This window comes from Duganella margarita, assembly GCF_009857535.1.
GTDB lineage: Bacteria > Pseudomonadota > Gammaproteobacteria > Burkholderiales > Burkholderiaceae_D > Rugamonas > Rugamonas margarita.
Genome location: NZ_WWCS01000009.1, coordinates 44,088 through 68,287, shown reverse-complemented (window position 1 = coordinate 68,287; position 24,200 = coordinate 44,088). Strand labels below are relative to the sequence as shown.

Here is a 24,200-nt window from a genome sequence, read left to right as displayed (position 1 = left end):
GCATGGAACGGATTCCTATTTTGCGCATTGGCGACCTGCTGCTGGTGACCATCCAGGTGGACATGCACGACAGCCTGGCGCTGACCTTGCAGGATGACCTGACCGAACGCATCGTCCGCGACCATGCCAAAGGCGTGCTGATCGACATTTCCGCGCTGGACCTGGTGGACTCGTTCATCGGCCGCATGATCAGCAACACCGCCGCCATGGCGCGCGTGCTGGACGCCCAGACGGTGCTGGTCGGCATGCAGCCGGCGGTGGCGATTACGCTGGTGGAACTCGGCCTGACCTTGCCGGGCGTGAAAACTGCGCTGAATGTCGAAAAGGGCATGCAGCTGCTAGGAAAGAACTACGCGTGATGAGCCTCGCCTCGCCCGATATCAGCCGCTACCACTCGCCGTTGCTGACGCAGTATGCCAGCCAGGCCAGGCTGCACCAGGTGCTGCCGCTGGAAACCGACGAACACGTGGTGGCGGTGCGCAAGGCGGTGCGCGAGCACGCCCTGGAGTTGAAACTGAGCCTGGTCGAGCAGACCAAGCTGGTCACGGCCGCCAGCGAGCTGGCGCGCAATACCATCAAGTACGGCGGCGGCGGCGTGGTGTTGCTGGAACGCCTGGTCGACGGCCTGCGCAACGGGCTGCGGCTGGTGTTTGCCGACACCGGCCCCGGCATCGCCGACATCGACCTGGCGCTGCGCGACGGCTACACCAGCGGTGGCGGCCTCGGTCTTGGACTGGGCGGCACCAAGCGCCTGGTCGATGATTTTCTGATTGATTCACGCCCCAGCGAGGGCACTGCAGTAGCGATTATTAAATGGAAAATCTAAGTAGTTCGCTGGCACCCGCTGAATGGATCACCATCAGCCACGTCAGCGATGTCGGCGCCGCCCGGCGCAGCGGCCAGACCCTGGCCGAGCAACTGGGCATGGGGGAGACGCGCGCCGGCCAGCTGGCGATCGTCATTACCGAGGCCGCCAGCAACATCATCAAGCACGCCGGCGAAGGCCGCCTGCGCGTGACATTGGCCGCGCACGGCGGCCAGCGCTGTATCGAGGTGCTGGCGCTGGACAACGGTCCCGGCATCGGCAATCTGGCGCAATCGATGCAGGACGGCGTCTCCAGCGCCGGCACCGCCGGCACCGGCCTGGGCGCGATGCGCCGCCAGGCCGACCAGCTGGACGTATATGCGCCGTCGGGCAAGGGCACGGCGCTGTTGGCGCGCCTGTGGCTGGACCCGGCGGCGGCCGGGCAGCCGGTCCTCTACGGCGGCGTTTGCCTGCCGCTGGCGGGCGAAACGGCCTGCGGCGACGCCTGGGCGGTGGCGCAGCAGCACGGCCGCCTGGTGCTGCTGATGGCCGACGGCCTCGGTCACGGGCCGGAAGCGGCCAAGGCGGCGGCTGCGGCGGTGCAGGCGCTGATGGACGAACCCGGCCACGCGCCGCAGCGGCTGATGGAAGACTGTCACCAGGCGCTGCGGCCGACACGCGGCGCCGCCATGGCGATTGGCGAGCTGGATCTGGCGGCGCGGCAGTTGCGCTTTGCCGGCGTCGGCAACATCGGCGCCAGTATCATCATCGACGCCGCCGCGCGGCGGCAGCTGATGTCGCATAACGGCATCGTCGGCCACAATATGCGCAAGGTCAATGAGCTGGTGTTTGAGTGTCCGGCCGGCGCGCTGGTGGTGCTGGCCAGCGACGGCATCACCACCCAGTGGGACCTGGCGGCTTATCCCGGCCTGGCCACGCGCGAACCGGCGCTGATTGCCGGCGTGCTGCTGCGCGACCACTGCCGCGGGCGCGACGACGCCAGCGTGCTGGTGGTCAAAACCGTGGAGAACATGTGATGTCGTTCGTGCGCATTTTGCAGGTCAACATCGGCAGCACGCCGGACCTGGTGGCAGTGCGCCAGCGCGCGCGCCAGGTGGCCGCCCTGCTCAATTTCGGCGTGCAGGACCAGGTGCGGATCGCCACGGCGGTGTCGGAAGTGGCGCGCTGCGCCTACGGCCGGCTGGAGGGCGGTCGCGCCACCTTCGCCGTCAATGTGCGGGAACAGCCGGCGCAGCTGAAGGTGATCATCAGTGCCGAAGGCGCCGAGCGGCCGCCAGCCGCCATCGAAGGCGATGCGGCCACGGCGCGGCTGGACGGCGCGCTGCTGACGGCACGGCGCTTGATGGACGAATGCACCATCGTCAGCGCCACGCCGCTGGAGCTGAAGGTGGAGATGAACAAGAGCTTGCCGGCGCAGCCGGGCCGCGTCCCGGTGGACCTGGCGCAGGTCAGCGCGCAGCTGGTGGCGACGCCGATCCAAAGCACCTATTCGGAAATCGAGCAGCAAAACCGTGAGCTGGCGCAGGCGCTGGCCGAACTGCGCGAACGCCAGGACGACTTGCTGGCGCTGACGCGCGAACTGGAAGACACCAACCGCGGCGTGGTGGCGCTGTACGCCGAGATCGAGGAAAAGGCCGAGCGCCTGCGCAAGGCCGATGAAATGAAATCGCGCTTCCTGTCCAACACCAGCCACGAACTGCGCACGCCGCTGAGCTCGATCCGCGCGCTAAGCAAGCTGCTGCTGGACCGCATGGACGGCCCGCTGACCGAGGAGCAGGAGCGCCAGGTGGCGTTTATCGCCAGCGCCGCCGGCGACCTGTCGGAACTGGTCAACGACCTGCTGGACCTGGCCAAGATCGAGGCCGGCAAGGTGGATGTGACGCTGTCGCCGGTCGAGGTCGGCGCGATGTTCAGCGCGCTCAAGGGCATGCTGCGGCCGCTGACGCGCGACGCGCCGGTGGAGCTGGTGTTCGTCGAGCCGCCGCCGCTGACCTTGATGTCGGACGAAGGCAAGGTCACGCAAATCCTGCGCAACTTCATCTCCAATGCGCTCAAGTTTACCGAGGAAGGCCAGGTGGTGGTGCAGCTGCTGGACGAGGGCGAAGACCACGTGACCTTCGCCGTCACCGACAGCGGCATCGGCATCAGTGCCGACAACCAGCAATTGATTTTTGAAGAGTTCAGCCAGATTGCGCACCCGCTGCAACGGCGCGCCAAAGGCACCGGACTGGGCCTGCCGCTGTGCCGCAAGCTGGCCACGCTGCTGGGCGGCACGGTGGATGTGTCCAGTGCCGAGGGCAGCGGTTCGACGTTTTATCTGCGGCTGCCGGCCGCCTCCCCATGAACAAGGATACCGTCATGGACAACAGCTCTATTCTGATACTGAATGTGGACGATAACGACGGCGCGCGTTACGTCAAGACGCGCATCCTGCTGAGCGCCGGCTTCCGCGTGATCGAAGCCGCCAACGGCACCGACGCGCTGGAGATGGCGCGCAAGGAGGCGCCGGCGCTTGTGCTGCTGGACGTTAAGCTGCCCGACATCAGCGGCATCGAAGTGTGCCGCCGCATCAAGTCCGATGTGGCTACCTGCACGGTGCTGGTGCTGCAAACCTCGGCCGCGCTGATCGGCCGCGACGACAAGATCCGCGGCCTGGACGGCGGCGCCGACAATTACCTGGCGGCGCCGATCGAGGCCGACGAGCTGATCGCCAACGTCAACGCCTTGCTGCGGCTGCAACGCACCCAGACGGACCTGCGCAACAGTGAGGAACGTTTCCGCCAGCTGGCCGAGAACATCGAGGACGTGTTCTGGATGTTCAATATCAGCGACCAGCGATTGCTGTACGCCAGCCCGGCCTACGAGCGCCTGTTTGGCCGTCCGCTGGCGCAGCTGCAGCAGACGCCGGACGACTGGCTGGAAGCGGTCCATCCGGACGACCGCCAGGTGGTGCAGGCCGACTGGCAAGCCTTCCTGAGCGCGGGCCATTACGACCAGGAGTTCCGGCTCGGCGAGGAAGGCGCGGTGCGCTGGGTGCGCGACCGCGCCTTCCTGGTGCGCGACGACCAGCAGCAGCCGTACCGCGTGGCCCGCATCAGCAGCGACATCAGCGAACGCAAGAACATGGAGGCGCTGCTGCGCCAGGCGGACGAGCACAAGAACGATTTCCTGGCCACGCTGGCGCACGAGCTGCGCAATCCGCTCAGTCCGATCCGCAACGCGGTCACACTGATGAACACGGTGCCGGCCACGCAGGCCGAGGTGCACCAGCGCGCGCGCGACGTGATCCTGCGCCAGGTCGGCCACCTGACCCATCTGGTGGACGATTTGCTGGACGTGGCGCGCATCTCGCAAGGCAAGCTGACCTTGCGGCAGCAGGACGTGGAGCTGCACGCGGTGATCGAGCCGGCCGTCGAGACGGTCAAGGCGCTGATCGAATCGCGCGGCCACCGGCTGCGCATCGCCGTGCCGCCGCAGCCGGTGTGGCTGCATGGCGATCCGGTGCGGCTGTCGCAGATCCTCGGCAACCTGCTGCACAACGCCGCCAAGTTCACCGACCCCGGCGGCGAGATCACACTGACCGTGACGCTGCCGCAGACCGACCGCATCCGCATCGCGGTGGGCGACAACGGCATCGGCATCACCTCGTACAACCTGGCGCGCATCTTTGGCATGTTCACGCAGGGCGCCTCGACCCGTGACCGCATGCATGACGGCCTCGGCATTGGCTTGTCACTGGTGTCCAAGCTGGTGGACATGCATGGAGGCAAAGTGCAAGCCTACAGCGACGGCATTGGCAAGGGCAGCACGTTTGTGCTGGAGTTCCCGTTGCGGTTGCCGGCGGAGGTGGCGCCTGCGGCTGTGCCGGAACCGGCCGTGCCCGGTAGCCTGCGTCTGCTGCTGGTGGACGATAACGTCGACTCGGTCAGCGTGATGGCGGAACTGCTGAAGATGATGGGCCACGATGTCGTCACCGCCAACAATGCCGAGGAGGCGCTGGTACAGGCACGCGCGCACCAGCCGGAAACCATTGTGCTCGACCTCGGCCTGCCGGGCATCGACGGCTACACGCTGGCGCGTATGCTGCGCGCCGAGCCGGCCTTCGCACACACGCGTCTAATCGCCCACACCGGCTATGGTTCCGACCAGGACCGCGAACGCAGCCGCGCAGCCGGTTTCGACTATCACCTGGTCAAGCCGGCCAGGTTCGATGACCTGGAGCGGGCGCTACAGCCCCAGCGCTGAGCGCAGCTGCAAGGCGTTGAGCATGGCGGCGCCGGACGCGGTATTGTCGAAGATGCACCAGGCATCGCGTTCGGCCAGCCATGTCGCCACGCTGGCCAGATACGCCTCGTCATACGAGGAATAATAGGTGCGCGGACTGCCGTGCAGGCGCACGTAACCATCGTCGGTGGTCGGCACGTACGGCCCCGGCTGGCCGACCGGCGGATCGGCGATCACGCGGGTGATGCGGTGGCGTTGCAGCAGCGCGCTGGCGTCCTCGCTGAACCAGCCCGGGTGGCGCGCCTCGACGGCCAGCATGCGGTCGAACTGGCCGCGCAGGCGTTGCAGGAACTCGTCGGCCACCGCCGCGTCCAGCGCCAGGCTGGGCGGTAGTTGCACCAGCACGCAGCCCAGCTTGTCGCCCAGCGTGCCCGCTTCGGCGATGAACTGGGTCAGCGGGGCGGCGATGTCCTGCAGGCGGCGCTCGTGCGTGATGCTGCGCGGCAGCTTGACCGAGAAACGGAAATCGGCCGGCACGCTGTCGGCCCAGCGGGCGTAAGTCTGCGGCTGGTGCGGACGGTAAAACGAGGAATTGATTTCCACCGCGTTGAACACGGCGGCATAGCGTTCCAGATGGCTGCCGGATCCGGTGAAGGAGGGCGCCGCTTCGCGGCTGATGCTCCAACCGGCACAACCCAATCGCGTGAGAGTCATATAATGCGCAGATTCCGTATTTGTGAAGGATGTCCCGATGGATCTTAAACGCATCGCCAAATCTGGCGCGCCACTGTGGCTGGCCGTACTGCTGGCCGGGCTGGTGACCGCCTGCGCCACCCTGATCGGGCCGCGCGAGGTCGAGTTGCCGCAAGAGCGTCTGCAAACCAGCCTGGATCGTAAATTCCCCATGCATCAGCGCGTGCTGGGCGTGTTCGAGGTGGAACTGAGCCATCCGCGTCTGGCGGTGCTGGCGGAAAACGACCGGGTGTCGCTGTCGGTCGACCTGGGCGTGTCGCCGCTGCTGGCGCGCCAGTCCTGGCATGGCAGCATGCTGATCTCCGGCCGGCTGCGGGTGGATAGCCCGCACAATGCGATTTACATTGCCGACGCCCATGTCGACCGCTTCATTGTCGATAACATGGACGAGGGCAAGCAGGCGCAGCTCGCCAGCGTGGCGAACCTGCTCAGCGACAAGGTCATCCGCGACGTGCCGCTGCATACCTTCCGCCCGGAAGACTTGCGCTATGCCGGCGTGCAGTTCGTGCTGACCGGCATCGATACCCGTCCCGGCGGCCTGGTGGCCCGGCTGCAGCCGGCGCAGTAGGGAATATTTCGCGCCGGCCGGCTGCATTTCGCGCCGGGCCGGCGCATTTCGTCGCATGGCGATCCGTGGCGCTGAGCTTGAGCGCATAGTGGCTACATCAACCCAGCCACTTAACTTACTCACGGAGCACACCATGATTCAGCAAATTATCTCCCACACCCCTGTCTACGTCTGGGCCCTGCTGGCCTTCCTGATCTACCGCGGCTGGCTGGCCAGCCAGGACCGCGAAACCTCGTTGCGCAAAGTGGCGCTGATCCCGCTGGTAATGGTGGGACTGTCGGTGACCAGCATCAACGGTCACGGTCCGCTGGGCGATGGCGTATGGCCGCTGTGGGCCTTGGGCGCCGCAGCCTCGGCAGCGGCGATCTGGCAGTTTTCCCGCCGCGAAATCATGGTTAATCGCGCTGCCGGGACTGTCTTGCAGCGCGGCAGCTGGATGCCGCTGGTGCTGATGATTGCTATTTTTGTCACAAAATACGCCGTGGCTGTGATGTCGGCCATGCATCCTGAACTGCAGCACAGCGTACTGTTTGCCGCCTCCGTCGCTCTGCTGTATGGCGTGTTTAACGGCCTGTTCCTCGGTCGCCTGGCCCGCTACGCCGCAGCCCTGCAACGTCAGCCGGTGGCAGTCGCTGGCTTGTGATGCGGGGCAGATGCCTCTACAATCGGTCGTTCTCAAGTTTGTAGAGGTCGTGTATGACTATTTTTGGTATCGGTTTGCATGTGCTGGTGGCGATCTTCTTCGCCATCCACGCTATTCGCAGCGGGCAGCAGCTGTACTGGGTGATGATTCTGTTCCTGTTCCCCGGCTTGGGCAGTGTGGTGTATTTCTTCGCGATCTACCTGCCGAATTCGAAGTTGCAGCACGGCGCCCGCAAGGCGGTCAGCGCCGCCGCCAAGACGCTGGATCCGGGCCGCGAGCTGCGCGAGGCGCGTGACGCCTACGAGTTCACGCCGACTGCGCAGAATCAGATGCGGCTGGCCAGCGCCCAGCTGGAGGCCGGCAACGCGGAAGAAGCGGCCGCGACCTACGAGGCTTGCCTCAGCGGTCCGTTCTCGGGGGATCTGGAAATTCGCTACGGCGCCGCGCGCGCCACGCTGGCCAGCGGCCGGGCGGCAGCGGCGGTGGCGTATCTGCAAACCATCCGCAGCAGCGATGACAAATTCCGTCCCGAACAAGTGTCCTTGCTGCTGGCGCAGGCGCTGGCCGCAGCCGGCCGCCAGGACGAGGCGCGGGCAGAGTTTGAGTTTGCGCTGAGCCGCTATAACAGCTTTACGGTGCAGGCCGAGTTTGCCATCTGGGCGGCCAGCGTCGGCGATGCCGACAAGGCCAGGCAGCTGAACACGGAATTGCAGCGCACCATGGAGCGCTGGGCACGCCACACGCGCGACCTCAACCAGCAACTGGTGCGCCGCCTGAACGCGGCGATGGGGTCGATCCGCTGATTAGTGGAGAATGACCGCGCCGCTCAGATCGTGGCGCGTGATGACGCCATCGGCGTCGATGGCGATCCAGCCGCCGCGCGGCGGTGTCGCATCCGGCTCCCAGTCCGGCAGCACGTAGCGCAGCTTGTCGCCGACATGGTGCAGGGCAGGGCGGTGGGTATGGCCGTGGATCATGACGCTGGCTCCGGTCTGCGCAAAAACCTCGGCAATCGCCTCGGGTGTCACGTCCATCACTTCATACGATTTGCCGCTTTGTTCCTTGCGGCTGTCGGCGCGCAGGCCTTCGACAATCGCCTTGCGCTGCGCCAGCGGCATGGCGGTGAACTGCTGCTGCCACGCGGGCTGCCGCACCATGGCGCGGAATTCCATATATTTGATGTCCTGCGTGCACTGGGCGTCGCCGTGCAGCACCACCACCTGCCGGCCGCCGATGTCGGCCACCCAGGTTTCCGGCAGCAGGGTCAGGTTGGCGGCCTCGGCAAAGCGGGCGCCGACCAGGAAATCGCGGTTGCCGGCGATCCAGTAGACCGCCACCCCCGCATCGCTGACGGCGCGCAGCGCCGCCACCACCTGCTGGTGGAAGGGATCGGCGATGTCATCATCGCCGGCCCAATACTCGAACAGGTCGCCGAGCAGATACAACTGCTGCGCGTGCCGCGCATGCCGTTCCAGAAAGCCGAAAAACGCCGTACTGGTCGCGGGATGCGCAGGCTGCAAATGCAGATCGGAGACGAACAGCGCGCAGACTTCACTCATGCTCAGGCCAGCGTGACGCTTTCGATGATCACGTCTTCTGCCGGCACGTCGGCGAACATGCCGCTGCGGGTGGTTTTGACTTTCTTGATGGCGTCGACCACGTCGGTGCCTTCAACCACTTTGCCGAACACGGCGTAGCCCCAGCCGTCCTGGCCTGGGTAGTCCAGGAAGGAGTTGTTTTTCACGTTGATGAAGAACTGGGCCGATGCCGAGTGCGGCGCCGAGGTGCGGGCCATGGCCAGCGTGTACGGTTCGTTTTTCAGGCCGTTCTTGGCTTCGTTTTCCACGGTGGTGTCGGCTGGCTTTTGCTTCATGCCTGGCTCAAAACCGCCGCCCTGGACCATGAAACCGTCGATCACGCGGTGGAAGATGGTGTTGTTGTAGTGGCCGGCTTCCATGTAGGCCAGGAAGTTGGCGACGCTTTTCGGCGCTTTTTCCGCGTCCAGTTCGGCGGTCATGGTGCCCAGATTGGTTTTGATGATTACTTTGGTCATTTTGTTATCCTGAATGGTGAAAATATGATCGTCGTTCCCGCGCAAGCGGGAACCCATGGATAGCTGGCTCAGCATGGATTCCCGCTCATGCGGGAATGACGGCAGGCCGCTATTTTACTGTTTTGGCTGGATTGGTGTCTTCAAAATCGTCGCCGACTTGACCACCACCGGTACTACCGGCAGGTTCTGGAACATGCCTTTGTCATCCACCAGTACCGCCTTGATCTTGTCGACGGTCTCCTGGCCCTTGATGACTTTGCCGAAGACGGCATAGCCGCCGCTGCCATCCGGCCCCGGCGCATCCAGTCCTGCGTTGTCTTCGACGTTGATAAACCATTGCGACGTGGCCGAGTTCGGATCGCCCATGCGCGCCATCGCCAGCGAGTATTTGACGTTGTGCAGGCCGTTGCTGGCTTCCAGCGGGATCGGCTTGTTGGTCGGCTTGCCCTTGAGCTTTTCGTCGTAGCCGCCACCCTGGATCATGAAGCCGTCGATCACGCGGTGGAAGATGGTGTTCTTGTAGTAGCCCGACTTGACGTAGGCGAGGAAGTTGTCGACTGATTTGGGCGCCTTGTCGTGGTCCAGTTCCAGCACAATATCGCCCATGGTGGTCTTGAGTTCGACTTGCGGTTCGGCGGCCAGCACGGCGCCGGACAGGGCCAGGCCGACGAGGGCAGTCATCAGTTTTTGGTGCATCGAGCTTCCTCTTATCAATGTTAGACAGGCAAAATCCAATTACAGATGAGGCCTATGCTGTTTTTATCAATGCTATACTTGTTCCATTCTACCCCTTAGAAGGTGGAAACAAGAACATTCCCGAGGTTCCCCCAGGCACACGATGATGACCAGTGCGCGCGGTTTTACCAGTGCGCCGGGCCATCGTATTGCCCGGGACCTCCAGCAAAACGCAAGAGTCCGATGAGCAATTTAAAGATTTACAACACGCTGGCGCGTGACAAGCAGACCTTCGTACCGATCGAGCCGGGCAAAGTCCGCATGTACGTGTGCGGCATGACCATCTACGATTACTGCCACATCGGCCACGCCCGCATGATGATGGCGTTTGACGTCATGTACCGCTGGCTGCTGGCTTCCGGCTACCAGGTCACCTACGCCCGCAACATCACCGACATCGACGACAAGATCATCAAGCGCGCGGTGGAAAACGGCGAGACCATCACCCAGCTGACCACCCGTTTCACCCAGTACATGGACGAAGACACCGCCGCGCTCGGCATTCTGCCGCCGACGCAGGTGCCGCGCGCCACCGAATACGTGCCGCAAATGCTGGCGCTGATCGAGACGCTGGAATCGAAAGACCTGGCCTACCAGGGCGAAGACGGCGACGTCAACTATGCGGTGCGCAACTTCCCGAACTACGGCCGCCTGTCCGGCAAGTCGCTGGACGACCTGCGCGCCGGCGAGCGCGTCGACGTCAACACCGGCAAGCGCGATCCGCTCGACTTCGTGCTGTGGAAAGCCGCCAAGGAATCCGAGCCGGAAGAGGCCAAGTGGAATTCCAAGTGGGGCAAGGGCCGTCCGGGCTGGCACATCGAGTGCTCGGCCATGTGCTCGGCGCTGCTGGGCGAACATTTCGACATCCACGGCGGCGGCGCGGACTTGCAGTTCCCGCACCACGAGAACGAGATTGCGCAGTCGGAAGGCGCGTTCGGCCACCAGATGGTCAACTATTGGGTGCACAACGGTTTCGTGCGCGTGGATAACGAGAAAATGTCCAAGTCGCTGGGCAACTTCTTCACCATCCGCGACGTGCTGAAGAAGTACGACGCCGAAGTGATTCGTTTCTTTATCCTGCGCGCGCACTACCGCAGCCCGCTGAACTATTCGGACGCCCATCTGGACGACGCCCGTGGCGCGCTGACCCGCCTGTACACCGCGCTGGACGGCGTGGCAGGCGACGGCCAGCCGCTCGACTGGCAGGAAGAACATGCAGCCCGCTTCGCCGCAGCGATGGACGACGACTTCAACACGCCGCTGGCGGTGGCGGCGCTGTTCGATCTGGTGACCGAGCTGAACAAGTCGAAATCGCCGATGCTGGCACGCCAGCTGAAAGAACTGGCCGCCGTGATCGGCCTGTTGCAGCGCAGCGCGCAGCAATTCCGCCAGGCCGCAGTGGGTGACGCCGGTGGCGACGATGGCGCCATCGAGGCCGCCATCGTGCAGCGCGCCGAAGCCAAGAAAGCCCGCAACTTCGCCGAATCGGACAAGATCCGCGCCGATCTGCTGGCCCAGGGCGTGATCCTCGAAGACAAGCCTGACGGCACCACCAACTGGCGCCGCGCATAATTATGGTCAACGCCAAGGATAACGAGGGCGCTGCCAGCCCGGTATCGGCCGTTCCGCCGTACTGGGAGCAAGCCAAGATCGAGCTGATGAAGCGGGACCGCATCATGAACAAGCTCATCCCGCAGTTCGGCGACCTGCACCTCGTGGGCCATCACGACCCGTTTACCACCTTGGCGCGCTCCATCGTCGGCCAGCAGGTGACCGCCAAGGTGGCGGATGTCGCCTGGAAAAAGCTGCTGCTGATCAGCCCCAAATGCTCGCCGGCGCAGATCATCAAGGCCGGCGCCGAGCAGCTGAGCGCCTGCGGCCTGTCCAAGCGCAAGACCGAGTACATCCTCGACCTGGCCGACCACTTCAAGAACAAGCGCGTGCATACGGCCCAGTGGGACCAGATGGACGACGAGGCCGTGATCGCCGAGCTGGTGCAGATCCGCGGCATCGGCCGCTGGACAGCCGAGATGTTTTTGATATTTAATCTGCTGCGTCCCAACGTTTTGCCGCTGGACGACCCCGGTCTGATCCAGGGCATCAGCCAGAATTACTTCTCCGGCGAACCGGTCTCGCGCAGCGATGCGCGCGAGGTGTCGGCCAACTGGGAACCCTACCGGACCGTCGCCACATGGTACTTATGGCGTAGTTTGGATCCGGTTGCTGTAGAATAGATACTCTAATCGCTGCGCGAGGCCTTTTTGTGCCCGTCACAAGCGGGCCACGATGCCGCAGCCGAGAATAAACACGGAGGTACAATGACCAAAACGACTTTCCTCAATTTTGAGCAACCGATTGCTGAACTCGACGGCAAGATCGAAGAATTGCGCTTCGTCCAGGACGATTCGGCAGTCGATATCTCTGAGGAGATCGACCGTCTGGCCAAAAAGAGCCAGCAACTGACCAAAGACATCTACGCCAAGCTGACGCCATGGCAGGTATCGCAGATCGCGCGTCACCCGCAACGTCCATACACCATGGACTACGTCAACGAAATCTTCACCGACTTCCACGAACTGCACGGCGACCGCACCTATGCGGACGACCTGTCGGTGGTGGGCGGCCTGGCCCGCTTCAACGGCCAGGCGTGCATGGTGATCGGCCACCAGAAGGGACGCGACACCAAAGAACGCGCCATGCGCAACTTCGGCATGCCGAAGCCGGAAGGCTACCGCAAGGCCATGCGCCTGATGAAGCTGGCCGAGAAGTTCGGCATTCCGGTCTTTACGTTTGTCGATACGCCGGGCGCCTTCCCGGGCATCGACGCGGAAGAACGCGGCCAGTCGGAAGCGATCGGCCACAACCTGTACGTGATGGCGGAACTGAAAGTGCCGCTGATCGCCACCATCATCGGCGAAGGCGGCTCCGGCGGCGCGCTGGCGATTGCCGTGGCCGACCAGGTCATCATGCTGCAATACGCGACCTACTCGGTGATCTCGCCGGAAGGCTGCGCCTCGATCCTGTGGAAGACCTCGGAGCGCGCGGCCGATGCCGCTGAAGCCCTGGGCCTGACCGCACATCGTCTGAAAGCGATTGGCCTGATCGACAAGATCGTCAGCGAACCGCTGGGCGGCGCGCATCGCGATCCGAAACAGATGGCAACGCTGCTGAAACGCGCGCTGGCCGACTCGCTGCGCCAGTTCCACGGCATGAAAACCAAGGACCTGCTGGAAGCTCGTCACGAAAAGCTGATGAGCTACGGCAAGTTCAAAGAGACCACGCCGCAGGAGTAATTTACTCAGCATGGACCCCGGCTTGCGCCGGGGCGACGCCCGCCGTCATCCCGGCGCAAGCCGGGATCCATACACCATCGCCGGGAGCCCGCAATTGCGCGGCTCCCGGTTTGCATTTCGGAGCCACGATTGAAGCAGCAAAAGCCCACCCTCACGTCCACCTTTGAGCAAGCCGTGTCTGCCGCCCGCGCGCACAGCGGCATAGGCGGGGGCGCCACGCCGCGCATCGCCGTCGCCCTCAGCGGCGGCCTGGACTCGTCGGCGCTGCTGCACCTGGCCCGCGCCTACGCCCAGCAGCACGATCTGGCACTGTGCGCCTTCCACATCCATCACGGCCTCAGCCCCAACGCCGACGCCTGGCTGGCCCACTGCGAACAGCAATGCGCCGCGCTCAACATCTCGTTCGAAGCGCGTCGCATCCAGCTGCAAGACGCAAAAAAATCCGGCACCGAAGCCGCCGCCCGCAAAGCCCGCTACGCCGCCCTCGGCGCACTGTGCAAGGAACACGACGTCCAACTGCTGCTGACCGCCCACCATCTGGACGACCAGGCTGAAACCGTGCTGCTGCAACTGCTGCGCGGCTCCGGCCCGGCCGGCCTGTCCGGCATGGACGTCGCCAACACCGCCGCCAGCCTGCTGCACAACGACAACCTCGTCATGGCCCGGCCGCTGCTGCAAGTGTCGCGCAAGCAGCTGGAAGGCTACGTCGCGCAACAGGGCGTAACCCACATCCACGACGAATCCAACGACGACCCGCGCTACGCCCGCAACGCGTTGCGCCACACCGTGATGCCGGCGCTGGAGCAGCATTTCCCCGGCTTTCAGGAACGCTTCGCCCGCAGCGCCCAGCACGCGCAATCGGCGACCCGGCTGCTGACCGAGCTGGCCGAGCAAGACCTGATCGCCACGCAGGACGGCGATCAGCTCGACATCAGCAAGCTGCGCGCGCTGAGCCAGGACCGCGCCTACAACCTGCTGCGTCACTGGTTCGCCACGCGCGGCTACAGCATGCCGAGCACCGCCTGGCTGGCCGAGATGCTGACCCAGCTGCTGGAAGCCAAATACGACGCCCAGCTGCTGGTCACGCATCCCGATTGCCACGTACGCCGCTACCGCGACCGCCTGCACCTGACGCCCAAGCTGGCCGAGCTGGAAGGCCAGCGCGAAGACCAGTTCGACGACAAGCCCGGCACCACCTTCCGCTGGAACGGCGAAACCGAACTGGCGTTTCCGGCTTACGGCGGCATTCTGCACTTCGAAGCGGCCGAGGAGGGGCTCGATCCCGACTGGCTGCGCAGCCAGCCGCTGCTGATCGAATTCCGCCGTGGCGGCGAAAAACTCAAGCCGGCGCACAACCGGCCAACCCGCGCCATCAAATACCACTACCAGGCGCTGGATATTCCAGCGTGGGAGCGCGGCCGCCTGCCGGTTGTCAAAAGTGCCAAAGACCTGCTGTTCGCCGCCGGTATCGGCATGGACTGCCACCATCTGAGCAGTGGCGCGGGACGGATACGCCTGCGCTGGCAAGCTGTATAGACATTGAAGCGCTTTCTGCCGAATTTTGTATGTAGATATGCCTATTGAGTATGAGATTATGAGTTTTTTGACTTGTTATTTTGCACTGCGGCAGGTAGAGTTTAGGGTTCCATTTACCTTTATTTGAGCGGAAAACTCTCTGTTATGGCTTTAATCGTGCACAAATATGGCGGTACGTCGATGGGTTCGACGGATCGTATCAAGAACGTCGCGCGGCGTGTCGCCAAGTGGCATGACGCCGGACACCGCATTGTGGTGGTGCCGTCGGCAATGTCGGGCGAGACCAACCGCCTGATCGGCCTGGCCAAGGAAATCCAGTCGCAGCCGGACCCGCGCGAGCTGGACATGATCGCCGCCACCGGCGAACAGGTCTCGGTCGGCCTGCTGTCGATGGCGCTGCAAGCGATCGGCAAGAAAGCGGTCGGCTACGCCGGCTGGCAAGTCGCGATTAAAACCGATTCCGCCTACACCAAGGCCCGCATCCAGTCGATCGACAACGACAAGGTCAACCGCGACCTGGACGACGGCAAGATCGTCATCATCACCGGCTTCCAGGGCGTGGATGACGAAGACAACATCACCACGCTGGGCCGCGGCGGTTCGGACACCTCGGCCGTGGCGATTGCCGCCGCCATGAAGGCCGACGAATGCCTGATCTTCACCGACGTAGACGGCGTGTACACCACCGATCCGCGCGTGGTGTCGGAAGCGCGCCGCTTGAAGGCGATCACGTTTGAAGAAATGCTGGAACTGGCGTCGCTGGGCTCGAAAGTGCTGCAGACCCGTTCGGTGGAATTCGCCGGCAACTATCGCGTGCCGACGCGCGTGCTGTCGTCGCTGACCGACCCGATGCTGGACCTGGAAGTGGAAGCCAACTCGGGCACCCTGATTTCGTTTGAGGAAGATAAAAACATGGAACAAGCAGTCATCTCCGGTATCGCCTTTAACCGCGATGAAGCCAAAATCACCGTGCTGGGCGTGCCGGACCGTCCGGGCGTGGCTTACCACATCCTGGGCCCGGTGGCCGACGCCAACATTGAAGTCGACATGATCATCCAGAACCAGTCGGTGGATGGCAAGACCGACTTCACCTTCACCGTGCCGCGCAACGACTTCCAGCGCGCGCTGGACGTGCTGAACAACTCGAAGGAATCGCTGGGTGCGGCCAGCATCGCCGGCGACGCCAAAGTATCGAAAATCTCGGTGGTCGGCGTGGGCATGCGTTCGCACGTGGGCGTGGCGTCGAAAATGTTCCGTACCCTGTCGGAAGAGGGCATCAACATCATGATGATTTCGACGTCGGAAATCAAAATTTCGGTGCTGATCGACGAGAAATACATGGAACTGGCCGTACGCGCTCTGCACAAAGCGTTCGAACTGGAAAAGGCATAAATTTTTCAAAAAAATGGTCTGCTGTCCTTGACCAGATCATTTTCGGTCTATACCATGGCGGTCGTCTGCTCTGGTGCGCAAGGACTGGAAAGACATAGTTGAGCAATCGACTGGGAGACGTGGCCGAGTGGCCGAAGGCACATCCCTGCTAAGGATGCATACGGCTTATACCTGTATCGTGGGTTCGAATCCCACCGTCTCCGCCAGAACAAACAAACAAGCCTCCCCTGCGGGAGGCTTTTTTGTTTGGCCGGCCCCTGGCTCGCCGAAGCGCCCAGCTACCGATGTCATCTCCGGCCGCGCCAGGTGGGGCCGTAAGATAGCCGTAAGGCTAAAAGATCAGGCAAATCATACAGTTCAGTCTGCTGGGAATGCGTTGGGGAACGCGTCCCGTTAAAGGAGACTGCCATGAATGCCCATCTTGAACTGATGAACAACGAAGTCTGCCCGACGCCAACTGCCGACCGCATGCGCCGCGCCGCCGCACTGATATTGAGCAGCCCCACCTTTGCCAAAGCGCCGCGCATGCGTCAGCTGCTGTCCTTTCTGATCGATGCCAAACTGTACGGCAGCGCCGACCAGTTGAGTGAGTACGCCATCGGCCTGGCCGTGTTCCGGCGCGATCCGCGCGTCTACGACACCGCGCTCGATCCGGTGGTGCGGGTGCAGACCGGGCGCCTGCGCGAGCGGCTTGCGGATTACTACCGCGCGGTGGGCCAGCCGGACTTGGCGGAAATTTCAATCCCCACCGGCGGCTACGAGCCGCGGGTGGTCGGCCCGGCTGGCCCGGCCGCCAACGGTGGCCTGAGGCTGCATCTGGCGCCACTGCGGGACTTGAGCCGGGTCAGCGGCAGCGATGCTTTCTTATGGGGGCTGGAGGAGGAACTGGGCGCCAGGCTGTACCGGACATTCGGCGCGGCTGTCATGGTGCAAGCCCTGCAGTCTGGCATGCACGGCGGTGCCACCGCCACCTGCTACCGGGTGGAAGGCAGCCTGCGCGTTGAGGCGGGGCGCGCGCGCGCCTGCGTGCGGCTGGTGGAGACGGGGGCCGGGAACATCGCCTGGGTGGCGCAGTTCGATTGCGACGGCGACCTGGACATGGCGCGACAGGAGGCGCTGGCCGGCGACATCTGCGCCGGCTTGTCACGCTACCTTACGGTTTCGGCGGCACGTTGGTCTCCTGCGGATCGTCCTTGAATTGGTCCGTCGTCAAGGTGTTCAAAAACAGCAGGTAGAAACGGTGAATGCTATGGTGGTCATGATGAGGATTGATGGTCATCAGCGACAGCGAAAACGGTCCCGGCACCGTGCTCAGCGCTTGGCCCTCGATCGTTTCGATGCCTGTGATGCACCAGCCGTCCTCGGACGAGCGGAAGTCCAGGGCAAACAGGCACTTGGTGGGACGGTCGATGGGCAGGTTGATGAACGGCTTGGTTACCGGCCCGCCGGTGCTGGCATCGAAGTAGGTGTAGTCGACGCGGCCGGGGTTGATCGAGACCAAGACCGGGAATTGTGCTGGTGCGGTAGACATAATGCTCCTTAGGGGTGGTGGGAAATAAATTGCAGATAGGCCTGATCGGCGTAGCCGATGTCTTGCAGTCTGGCGGCGGCCTGCCGCACGGCGGGCCGATCGCCGAGGCACGCGTTGACCCGGCTCCAGAGTTCCAGGACTTGAAAATTATGCGGGGCCGCAGCTGCGTTCTTGAGCATGTCCCGGATTTGTTGGCACGTGGAAATTGCCAGCGCGGTATGCCCTTGTTTTTGTTGCAAGGACGCAGACCACAACAGTGTCTCCGCCAGGGTCAGGCGCCCGCTCAGATTGTCCGGATTGGCGTCGTAGATCGGCTGCAAGCTCGTCCGTGCGGCCTGCAGCTCCTGGCCGGCGGCCGCGTGCTGCCCCGCTTTGAGCAGGATCGCGGCAAAGTGGGTATGGGCGATGGCGGCGCGGCGCGCCCACAGCACGTTTTTCGGATCGAGCGCCATCATGTCCTGCCAGGTCCGCCGGATCACCGCGAACTGCGACAGCACCTCGGCGGCAGGCGCGGTGCGCGCGAGCAGCCACAGGCGTTCCTGCTCCAGGTTGGCCTTCTCAGCCTGCCAGCCACGGTGTTTGCCGTCGCGCTCGACGATCCGGGCGAACAGGCGCTGCGCCTGGCCATAGTCGCGCAGCGCGTCCCGGTCCAGGCCGAGCGCCATACTGTTGAGTGCCCGATGCTGCAGGGCGACCGCGTGACGGTGCGTCCACAGCGACTCGTCGGGGGCGCTGTCGGCCAGCCGCAGCACCAGCTGCATTTCTTCCGCGTACAGCTGGCGTGCCGCCTGCAGCTTGCCGAGCGACTGGGTGGCTGAGGCCAGCCAGGAATAGCTGTCGGCCAGCTCGACCATGACGGTGCGCGCCGACGGCCTGCGCGCCAGCGCGCGCTGCTTGAGCGCGATCGAGGCGAGAAATTCGGGAATCGCCTGCTCCGGCTGGCCGCGCATCAGCGCCAGATTGCCCAGGTTGTTGTGCGCATATGAGCGTTCCACCCACCATTCGGTATTGTCGGGCTCCAGATCGTACAAGCGGTTGGAAAAGCGCAGGTAGTCACGCCAGGCGTCCTGTGCCTGCTGCCACTGATTGCGGTCCTTGTGCAGCTGGCCGATCCAGTAAGCATTGGCGCCTAGGTTGTTCAACACCTGGATGTCGCGCGGCGCCCGCTCCAGCTGGCGGGTCAAAATAGCGCTGGCCTGGTGCAGCGCATCGATCGCGCCGGCAGAGTCACCGCGCGAGCGCCGCACTTCGCCGATCATCTGCAGGCCTTTGGCGCGCAGCGTCAGCGCGGTCGGGTTGAGCGCGTTGCTGCTGGTGCCGCGCAGGTACTGCAGGGCGCGGCTGCTGACGGTGTCGAGGAAGTCCAGCCGGCCGAGCGGCCGCAGCTTGTCGGTCAGGTCGCCCAGCATGAAATCGATCAGGCCCTCGGCTTCTTCGCGGCGCGTCTCGGCCGACCGTTTGGCGGCCAGCGCGCTCACTCCCAGCAGCGACGCGACCAACGCCAGCAGCACGATCAGCGCCAGCGCCGACAGGCGCAAGCGGTCGCGCTGGCGGACCCGCCGCGCCGACATCTGGATGCATTCCAGTTCGGTCGCGCTCAGCGTCACCACGCCGCCCTGTTGCAGCAGCGTGGCCTCGGTCAACAGCGTTCCCTTGGGCAGCAGCAGATCGCTGGGACAGCCTTCGGCGCGCCAGCGGCGGGCGTGCTGGGTCAGGCGGCTGCGGGCGCGCAGGGCGCCGCGATGGGTATCGATCCAGGCGCTGATGCGCGGCCAGCGCCGCAGGATGGCTTCATGGGCGATGCCGAACACCGGCGTGCCGGCCACCAGGTCGCTGACGAACAGGCGCGCTTCGATCAGCGCGGTGACGGCCTGGCGGGCCGCCTCGTCGGGCAACGCGGTCCACGGCGCGCGCTGGCTGCCAACCTGTTCATCGTCGGTGGACAGCACCACCACTTGCGCCATGATGCGGGGCAGGGCGTCGCGCTGGAGCGGCGTCAGGCCCAGCACCACCTGTTCCGCGCGTTGCCCGATGGCGCCTTCGAGTTCGCCCAACTGGCGGAAGGCGTCGAAGCTCAGTTCGCCGGTGTCGGTGCGCAGCCGGTACAGCTCCTGCAGGCAGTATTGCAGCAGAGGCAGGGCGTCCGGACTGGCGATCGCGCTTTCGCATAAAACATCGTCGAGCCGGGCATGGGTGAGCCGGTCGACACCGAAGCTGAGCCTGGCAGCGGCGGCCGGGGCGCGGATGATTTGCGGGATATCGTTGAAGCCCGGAGGGTCGAGGTCGAAATGGCCGCCCAGGCGCCGGGCCTCGCTCAACAGCGCGCAGCGGGCGATGCTGGGATAGTAATCGTTGCGGCAGGCGATCAGCACGATCAGAGCCGGGCTGCGCGCGAGCAGTTCCAGCATGTCCAGGAAGGCATTGCGGGCGGCTTCGTCGGTTCGCGCGGTGTTGAACAAGGCTTCAAAGCGGTCGATAAAGATGGCAAAGCGCAAGCCCGGTCGAAGGCGGGCCGCAGGCGCCAGTGCCGCCGCCAGCTCGGCCACCACGCCGGCGCTGTCATTGGCGAGCCGCGCGCCCAGCGACATTGCGTTTTCGCCAGGAAACGCCAGTTGATCGTCCCATTCCAGGTCGAGCAGGGCGCAGGCCAGCGACGTCGGCAGCGATTGCTGGCCGAGGTCAATCAGGTCCAGCGTGGTGGCCGCCAGCACCGCCAAGTCCCCGGTGGCGCGCTGCGGCGCCAGACCGGCCAGCAGGCCGGCCTGGATCAGCGAGGTCTTGCCGGCGCCGCTCGGCCCCAGCACCACCGTCAGGGACAGGCCGCTGCGCGCTTGCGCCAGCACGGTAGCGCCCAGATGGCGGGTGACGTCGTCGCGGCCGAAAAACACTGCCGCATGGGCTTGGTCGAAGGCAAGCAGCCCGCGAAACGGCGAGCCGGACTCCCAGTTGCCCGGATGTTTGGCGCGCTCGGCAAAGAACTCCAGTGGCGCCAGGGTGCGGTAACCGCGCTTGCGGATGGTTTCGATATAAGCCGGTGCGCTGGCGCTATCGCCCAAGATGCGGCGCAACTGGGCGATATTCTTGTGCAGCGGGCTGTCGCCAAGCACGAGGCCGCCCCAGCAGCGGGCCAGCAGTTCGTCGCTGCTGACGATCGCGCCGCCGGCCGCACACAGAGCCAGCAGCACATCCATGGTGCGCGGCTCCATCTGGCGCCGTTCGTGCGGATTGGAAATGGTATTCAGCGAGGGCTCCACCATCCAGTCGCCGAAGCGAAACCTGGCCGTCGGCGTCGGCGGCGGCGATGCAGGTGACGACAGGGCGGTGGGCGTGCGCGTTGGCTGCATGGCGGGTTTGGAGTAGACCAATGTTAGCATTTTACTACGCCCCGCCAGTGCAGACCGTTCCTGTCACAATTATTTCACGCCGTCTTCGGTGGCCGCCGTTTTGCGACGGCGCGCGATGGCGCCGCTCAGTGCCAGGCCGGCGAGCAGCATGGCGTAGGTTTCCGGTTCAGGGACGGCGCTGACGCCGGAGGTGAGGCTAAACGAATTGTTGCTGGTATGCAGTTCCCAGCCCGGATAGCCCCAAGCGTCGGTGTACATGCGGATGCTGAGCGGATCGGTGCCACTGACGCCGCGCAGCGCCGTGTTGAGTTGGCCCAGCAAGACGTTGTTGTCTGCGATATCGAAGTTGCGGGTGGCCAGTTCGTGGGACGAGCCGGCAGCCAGGAAGCCGAAGACCTGGGTGGCGCCCTGGAACAGGCCGATGAACACGCCATTGTTCGGATCGGTGTAGCCCCAGCCCTGGTCCACCAGCGTCGATGAGCTGGTCAGCGCGTAAATGGTGTTGGTACCGGCCGCCAGCGTCACGCCGCCGAAGTCAATCCTGCCAGGATTGATCCAGGCATATTGATCGGTGCCGGATTGGGACAGCGTTTGCGTAACCTGCGCCTGGGCAGAGGCGGTCAGCGCGATGGCGAGCGACAGGCCCAGTGCAGTTTTTTTTACGATATTCATTATTAAACCCCTTGGAATGTTGTAAGTACCAAATAAGATTGCGGCGGTAAGATGTTGTCATGCCGCTAACGAACTATGGCCTTCGGTAGCCGAGCCGGCCAGTATCGACCGGTATCTTTCATGTAACATTGCGACGCGTGGGGAGAGGGGCTGGGCGAATTTGGCGGCTTGCCCTTGACCAAGCGGCTAGCGATCTATATCATGGCTCGCGTTCGCTCGTGCAGCATGAAAAGTGGACATAGTTGAGCAATCGACTAGGAGACGTGGCCGAGTGGCCGAAGGCACATCCCTGCTAAGGATGCATACGGCTTATACCTGTATCGTGGGTTCGAATCCCACCGTCTCCGCCAGAACACCTAAAACCCGCTTCGGCGGGTTTTTTCTTATCCGACTTTTTATACAATCTTGAGCGCATTCGGTGGCGGGGCGGTGTATCCCCCGGGCACTCGCGGCTATGATCTCGTGCGGTATTGGCGTGGCGAGGAATTCATCACGCGCTTAAATGCCGCGCCAAAGGCGCTTTCAGAGTCATAGCCGACCGACGCTGCAACATCGGCCAGCGACCGTCCAGACGTGGCAAGTCGGTCCGCAGCCAGGAACATGCGCCAGCGGGTCAGATAGGCAATCGGCGTTTCCCCCGTGACCTGCTCGAAGCGCGCGGCGAAACTTGATCGCGACATGCCGGCGACAGCGGCCAGATCCTGCAAGGTCCAGCGTCGGGCGACGTCAGCGTGCATGGCCGTCAGCGCGCGGCGCAAGGTTGGCACGGAAAGCGCTGCAAGCCAGCTCTGACTGGCGGTCGCATGCTCCAGGTGCGCGCGCAATGCCTCAACCAGCAGTGCCTGGGCGAGATGACTGGCAATCAACTCGCTACCCGGGCGCGGATCCCGCAGTTCGCTCATCAGGCGCTGCACGCCGACGTACAGCGCTGTCTTGCTGGTATCGGAGCGGACGTGAACGACTGACGGAACTGCGGCGAGCAGGCCTCTGCCGTCCATTCCTTCCAGGCTGAAAAAGCCGCCGATTCCTCTGCAGTCGCCACCGCCATTGAGCGTGGCCACTTCGCCGGGCGGCACGCGCGACAGAAACTCGGCGGCATCGCGCAATTCTGCCGTCGCACCGGAATACAGCTGAACCGCGCCACCGCCGGTCAATAACACGACGTCGCCCGCTTCCAGTCGAGTAGGCGCCACGGCATCAACGAGCCGGAGCCAGCAGCCGCCGGTCTCGATCGCGAAACAAAGCACGCCTTCGGCCGCAGTAAATGCGAGCGCCCAGTCGCCGCCGGCGTCCAGACCGCGGAAGCCATAACCGCAGGGTCTCATGAGCCTCAGAATGTCAGAGAGTGGATCCATCAGATTTGGACGATAGCGATAAATATTGCGACCATCGCGCATGGATGGTCCGAAAGTTCGCACTTATAGTAACCGCTAACCTTCAATGATGAAATGATTATGACCACACAGACCCATTTAGCACTTCTGCTCCCGGACAAGCGGGCAAAGCTGACCATCGCGCCGGTCCCGGACGTCAGTCCGGGGGCGGGCGAGATTGCGGTGAGCGTGCGCGCGCTCGCCGTCAACCCGTTCGACCGGTACGTGCAGGCGGTTGGCGATGTCATCACGGCCTACCTTGCCTACCCCGCTGTGCTCGGATCGGATGTGGCCGGCGAGGTGCTGGCCTTGGGGCCGGGCGTGACCCGCTTTCGCGTTGGCGACCGCGTGCTTGGGCATGCTGGCGGGATCGAACGAAGCCGTAACAATGCGGCGGAGGGCGGATTCCAGGAGATCGTGCTGCTGCAGGCGCACATGGCCTCGCCGATTCCGTCGGACCTGCCATTTGAAAATGCGGCGGTTTTGCCGTTAGGTCTCTCCACGGCGGCGTGCGGCCTGTTTCAGAAAGACTTTCTCGCACTCGCACCGCCACGGGTGGAGCCCATCCCGACGGGCGAGGTCTTGCTGGTATGGGGCGGCGCCTCCAGCGTCGGCAGCAACGCGATTCAACTGGCGCGCGCCGCCGGCTACGACGTTGCGACGACCTGCTCGCCCGGTAACTTCGATTATGTCCGCCAGCTCGGTGCGACTTACGTGTTTGACTACCGCCGGCCGTCAGTGCAGGCCGAGATTGTTGACGCCATGCGCGGGCGTCAAGTCGTCGGTGCCATGACGATCGGAAAGGGCGCAGCCGCTGCGTGCATGCGCATTCTTGCACGGTGCGAAGGCAGACGCTTTGTCGCGCAAGTGAGCGCGCCGGCGTCGTTGGATGATGTGCCAGCCGCGCAGGGCCGCTGGCGCAAACTGTTGCCGGCGCTTGCCAGGATGGTGGCCGGCGGTATCTCGTTGCGCCTGATGGCGAAGCGCACCGGGCTCAAGACAAAGATGATCTGGGGCGGCGCGCTGATGGACAACGAAGTGGGGATGATGATTTATGGCGTCTTCTTGCCGGAGGCACTGTCCCGAAAAGCCTATGCGGCCATGCCACCGTCCGAGGTCGTTGGACACGGCCTGCAATATATTCCGGAAGCCATGGCGCGGCAACGCCGAGGTGTGTCGGCACGCAAGCTGGTGGTGACGCTGTGACAGCGCCGACTGCGGTGGCAGCCGGCAGCACGCAGAGGATGCCGGCATGGC

General features: G+C 64.1%; 23 protein-coding genes and 2 tRNA genes. 17 read left to right on the top strand and 8 right to left on the bottom strand.

Annotated elements, in window-relative coordinates:
* The first annotated feature begins 2 nt into the window (after positions 1 to 2).
* From GTP55_RS15300 to GTP55_RS15280, 5 genes are read left to right on the top strand one after another with little or no spacing between them, the layout of a single operon-like run.
* Complete coding sequence (locus GTP55_RS15300; protein WP_161045749.1) at positions 3 to 359, top strand: STAS domain-containing protein; 357 nt, start codon at positions 3 to 5, stop codon at positions 357 to 359.
* A complete protein-coding gene (locus GTP55_RS15295) occupies positions 359 to 826 on the top strand; it encodes an anti-sigma regulatory factor (protein WP_229257957.1) in 468 nt (155 codons plus the stop codon). The genes GTP55_RS15300 and GTP55_RS15295 overlap by 1 nt, the downstream gene beginning before the upstream one ends.
* Positions 814 to 1,842, top strand: coding sequence for an ATP-binding SpoIIE family protein phosphatase (locus GTP55_RS15290; RefSeq protein WP_161045748.1), 1,029 nt, complete (start codon positions 814 to 816; stop codon positions 1,840 to 1,842). Before GTP55_RS15295 ends, GTP55_RS15290 begins: the two co-directional genes overlap by 13 nt.
* Positions 1,842 to 3,170: a sensor histidine kinase gene (locus GTP55_RS15285; RefSeq protein ID WP_161045747.1), complete on the top strand. Its 1,329-nt coding sequence runs from the start codon at positions 1,842 to 1,844 to the stop codon at positions 3,168 to 3,170. The genes GTP55_RS15290 and GTP55_RS15285 overlap by 1 nt, the downstream gene beginning before the upstream one ends.
* Positions 3,171 to 3,184: 14 nt before the next feature.
* Positions 3,185 to 5,071, top strand: coding sequence for a hybrid sensor histidine kinase/response regulator (locus GTP55_RS15280; protein WP_229257945.1), 1,887 nt, complete (start codon positions 3,185 to 3,187; stop codon positions 5,069 to 5,071).
* On the opposite strand, the gene GTP55_RS15275 is transcribed toward GTP55_RS15280, so the two are convergent.
* Positions 5,054 to 5,764, bottom strand: a complete 711-nt coding sequence (locus GTP55_RS15275) for a DUF72 domain-containing protein (RefSeq protein ID WP_161045745.1) — start codon at positions 5,762 to 5,764, stop codon at positions 5,054 to 5,056. The two genes, GTP55_RS15280 and GTP55_RS15275, sit on opposite strands and share 18 nt — an antisense overlap.
* A 37-nt stretch (positions 5,765 to 5,801) precedes the next feature.
* Between GTP55_RS15275 and GTP55_RS15270 the strand changes: the two genes are divergently transcribed.
* The 3 genes from GTP55_RS15270 to GTP55_RS15260 all read left to right on the top strand — a co-directional run bounded on the left by GTP55_RS15270 (position 5,802) and on the right by GTP55_RS15260 (position 7,817).
* The gene (locus tag GTP55_RS15270) at positions 5,802 to 6,371 is read left to right on the top strand and encodes a DUF1439 domain-containing protein (protein ID WP_161045744.1); all 570 of its coding nucleotides are present in this window, start codon (positions 5,802 to 5,804) and stop codon (positions 6,369 to 6,371) included.
* Positions 6,372 to 6,504: 133 nt separating this feature from the next.
* A complete protein-coding gene (locus GTP55_RS15265) occupies positions 6,505 to 7,014 on the top strand; it encodes a DUF6622 family protein (RefSeq protein WP_202423725.1) in 510 nt (169 codons plus the stop codon).
* A gap of 53 nt (positions 7,015 to 7,067) precedes the next feature.
* Positions 7,068 to 7,817, top strand: coding sequence for a tetratricopeptide repeat protein (locus GTP55_RS15260; protein WP_161045743.1), 750 nt, complete (start codon positions 7,068 to 7,070; stop codon positions 7,815 to 7,817).
* On the opposite strand, the gene GTP55_RS15255 is transcribed toward GTP55_RS15260, so the two are convergent.
* The 3 genes from GTP55_RS15255 to GTP55_RS15245 all read right to left on the bottom strand — a co-directional run bounded on the left by GTP55_RS15255 (position 7,818) and on the right by GTP55_RS15245 (position 9,748).
* Complete coding sequence (locus tag GTP55_RS15255) at positions 7,818 to 8,573, bottom strand: UDP-2,3-diacylglucosamine diphosphatase (protein ID WP_161045742.1); 756 nt, start codon at positions 8,571 to 8,573, stop codon at positions 7,818 to 7,820.
* 2 nt (positions 8,574 to 8,575) lie between these two features.
* Positions 8,576 to 9,067, bottom strand: coding sequence for a peptidylprolyl isomerase (locus GTP55_RS15250; protein ID WP_161045741.1), 492 nt, complete (start codon positions 9,065 to 9,067; stop codon positions 8,576 to 8,578).
* Between the two features lie 114 nt (positions 9,068 to 9,181).
* Positions 9,182 to 9,748 carry a peptidylprolyl isomerase gene (locus GTP55_RS15245; RefSeq protein WP_229257944.1) on the bottom strand — a complete coding sequence of 189 codons (567 nt, stop codon included), beginning with the start codon at positions 9,746 to 9,748 and terminating at the stop codon, positions 9,182 to 9,184.
* Between the two features lie 237 nt (positions 9,749 to 9,985).
* Between GTP55_RS15245 and cysS the strand changes: the two genes are divergently transcribed.
* The 7 genes from cysS to GTP55_RS15210 all read left to right on the top strand — a co-directional run bounded on the left by cysS (position 9,986) and on the right by GTP55_RS15210 (position 17,220).
* A complete protein-coding gene (gene cysS / locus GTP55_RS15240) occupies positions 9,986 to 11,374 on the top strand; it encodes a cysteine--tRNA ligase (RefSeq protein WP_161045739.1) in 1,389 nt (462 codons plus the stop codon).
* A 2-nt stretch (positions 11,375 to 11,376) separates the two neighbouring features.
* The gene (locus GTP55_RS15235; RefSeq protein ID WP_110848333.1) at positions 11,377 to 12,036 is read left to right on the top strand and encodes a DNA-3-methyladenine glycosylase family protein; all 660 of its coding nucleotides are present in this window, start codon (positions 11,377 to 11,379) and stop codon (positions 12,034 to 12,036) included.
* Positions 12,037 to 12,120: 84 nt separating this feature from the next.
* Complete coding sequence (locus GTP55_RS15230) at positions 12,121 to 13,095, top strand: acetyl-CoA carboxylase carboxyltransferase subunit alpha (RefSeq protein ID WP_072786763.1); 975 nt, start codon at positions 12,121 to 12,123, stop codon at positions 13,093 to 13,095.
* A gap of 129 nt (positions 13,096 to 13,224) precedes the next feature.
* On the top strand, positions 13,225 to 14,631 hold the full coding sequence (gene tilS / locus GTP55_RS15225; protein WP_161045738.1) for a tRNA lysidine(34) synthetase TilS: 1,407 nt from the start codon (positions 13,225 to 13,227) through the stop codon (positions 14,629 to 14,631).
* A gap of 144 nt (positions 14,632 to 14,775) precedes the next feature.
* Positions 14,776 to 16,023 carry an aspartate kinase gene (locus GTP55_RS15220; RefSeq protein ID WP_161045737.1) on the top strand — a complete coding sequence of 416 codons (1,248 nt, stop codon included), beginning with the start codon at positions 14,776 to 14,778 and terminating at the stop codon, positions 16,021 to 16,023.
* Between the two features lie 113 nt (positions 16,024 to 16,136).
* Positions 16,137 to 16,229, top strand: a tRNA-Ser gene (locus tag GTP55_RS15215).
* Between the two features lie 202 nt (positions 16,230 to 16,431).
* A complete protein-coding gene (locus GTP55_RS15210) occupies positions 16,432 to 17,220 on the top strand; it encodes a hypothetical protein (RefSeq protein ID WP_161045736.1) in 789 nt (262 codons plus the stop codon).
* Here the strand turns inward: GTP55_RS15210 and GTP55_RS15205 are convergent.
* From GTP55_RS15205 to GTP55_RS29595, 3 genes are read right to left on the bottom strand one after another with little or no spacing between them, the layout of a single operon-like run.
* Positions 17,177 to 17,554 carry a hypothetical protein gene (locus tag GTP55_RS15205; RefSeq protein WP_161045735.1) on the bottom strand — a complete coding sequence of 126 codons (378 nt, stop codon included), beginning with the start codon at positions 17,552 to 17,554 and terminating at the stop codon, positions 17,177 to 17,179. The two genes, GTP55_RS15210 and GTP55_RS15205, sit on opposite strands and share 44 nt — an antisense overlap.
* An 8-nt stretch (positions 17,555 to 17,562) precedes the next feature.
* Complete coding sequence (locus tag GTP55_RS15200; protein ID WP_161045734.1) at positions 17,563 to 20,928, bottom strand: nSTAND1 domain-containing NTPase; 3,366 nt, start codon at positions 20,926 to 20,928, stop codon at positions 17,563 to 17,565.
* 39 nt (positions 20,929 to 20,967) lie between these two features.
* Positions 20,968 to 21,570 carry an FxDxF family PEP-CTERM protein gene (locus tag GTP55_RS29595; protein ID WP_202423724.1) on the bottom strand — a complete coding sequence of 201 codons (603 nt, stop codon included), beginning with the start codon at positions 21,568 to 21,570 and terminating at the stop codon, positions 20,968 to 20,970.
* Between the two features lie 257 nt (positions 21,571 to 21,827).
* Here GTP55_RS29595 and GTP55_RS15190 point away from each other — a divergent pair.
* Positions 21,828 to 21,920: transfer RNA gene (locus tag GTP55_RS15190), tRNA-Ser, on the top strand.
* 102 nt (positions 21,921 to 22,022) lie between these two features.
* On the opposite strand, the gene GTP55_RS15185 is transcribed toward GTP55_RS15190, so the two are convergent.
* Entirely contained in the window at positions 22,023 to 22,967 is a 945-nt protein-coding gene (locus tag GTP55_RS15185) for an AraC family transcriptional regulator (protein WP_202423723.1), read from the bottom strand.
* A 57-nt stretch (positions 22,968 to 23,024) separates the two neighbouring features.
* Between GTP55_RS15185 and GTP55_RS15180 the strand changes: the two genes are divergently transcribed.
* Positions 23,025 to 24,149, top strand: coding sequence for a zinc-binding alcohol dehydrogenase family protein (locus GTP55_RS15180; RefSeq protein WP_161045733.1), 1,125 nt, complete (start codon positions 23,025 to 23,027; stop codon positions 24,147 to 24,149).
* Positions 24,150 to 24,200 lie beyond the last annotated feature (51 nt).

Coding starts and splice junctions, on each gene's coding strand:
- GTP55_RS15300 (WP_161045749.1), top strand. CDS start 3: ATGGAACGGATTCCTATTTTGCGCATTGGCGACCTGCTGCTGGTGACC.
- GTP55_RS15295 (WP_229257957.1), top strand. CDS start 359: ATGAGCCTCGCCTCGCCCGATATCAGCCGCTACCACTCGCCGTTGCTG.
- GTP55_RS15290 (WP_161045748.1), top strand. CDS start 814: ATGGAAAATCTAAGTAGTTCGCTGGCACCCGCTGAATGGATCACCATC.
- GTP55_RS15285 (WP_161045747.1), top strand. CDS start 1,842: ATGTCGTTCGTGCGCATTTTGCAGGTCAACATCGGCAGCACGCCGGAC.
- GTP55_RS15280 (WP_229257945.1), top strand. CDS start 3,185: ATGGACAACAGCTCTATTCTGATACTGAATGTGGACGATAACGACGGC.
- GTP55_RS15275 (WP_161045745.1), bottom strand. CDS start 5,764: ATGACTCTCACGCGATTGGGTTGTGCCGGTTGGAGCATCAGCCGCGAA.
- GTP55_RS15270 (WP_161045744.1), top strand. CDS start 5,802: ATGGATCTTAAACGCATCGCCAAATCTGGCGCGCCACTGTGGCTGGCC.
- GTP55_RS15265 (WP_202423725.1), top strand. CDS start 6,505: ATGATTCAGCAAATTATCTCCCACACCCCTGTCTACGTCTGGGCCCTG.
- GTP55_RS15260 (WP_161045743.1), top strand. CDS start 7,068: ATGACTATTTTTGGTATCGGTTTGCATGTGCTGGTGGCGATCTTCTTC.
- GTP55_RS15255 (WP_161045742.1), bottom strand. CDS start 8,573: ATGAGTGAAGTCTGCGCGCTGTTCGTCTCCGATCTGCATTTGCAGCCT.
- GTP55_RS15250 (WP_161045741.1), bottom strand. CDS start 9,067: ATGACCAAAGTAATCATCAAAACCAATCTGGGCACCATGACCGCCGAA.
- GTP55_RS15245 (WP_229257944.1), bottom strand. CDS start 9,748: ATGACTGCCCTCGTCGGCCTGGCCCTGTCCGGCGCCGTGCTGGCCGCC.
- cysS (WP_161045739.1), top strand. CDS start 9,986: ATGAGCAATTTAAAGATTTACAACACGCTGGCGCGTGACAAGCAGACC.
- GTP55_RS15235 (WP_110848333.1), top strand. CDS start 11,377: ATGGTCAACGCCAAGGATAACGAGGGCGCTGCCAGCCCGGTATCGGCC.
- GTP55_RS15230 (WP_072786763.1), top strand. CDS start 12,121: ATGACCAAAACGACTTTCCTCAATTTTGAGCAACCGATTGCTGAACTC.
- GTP55_RS15220 (WP_161045737.1), top strand. CDS start 14,776: ATGGCTTTAATCGTGCACAAATATGGCGGTACGTCGATGGGTTCGACG.
- GTP55_RS15210 (WP_161045736.1), top strand. CDS start 16,432: ATGAATGCCCATCTTGAACTGATGAACAACGAAGTCTGCCCGACGCCA.
- GTP55_RS15205 (WP_161045735.1), bottom strand. CDS start 17,554: ATGTCTACCGCACCAGCACAATTCCCGGTCTTGGTCTCGATCAACCCC.
- GTP55_RS15200 (WP_161045734.1), bottom strand. CDS start 20,928: ATGCTAACATTGGTCTACTCCAAACCCGCCATGCAGCCAACGCGCACG.
- GTP55_RS29595 (WP_202423724.1), bottom strand. CDS start 21,570: ATGAATATCGTAAAAAAAACTGCACTGGGCCTGTCGCTCGCCATCGCG.
- GTP55_RS15185 (WP_202423723.1), bottom strand. CDS start 22,967: ATGCGCGATGGTCGCAATATTTATCGCTATCGTCCAAATCTGATGGAT.
- GTP55_RS15180 (WP_161045733.1), top strand. CDS start 23,025: ATGACCACACAGACCCATTTAGCACTTCTGCTCCCGGACAAGCGGGCA.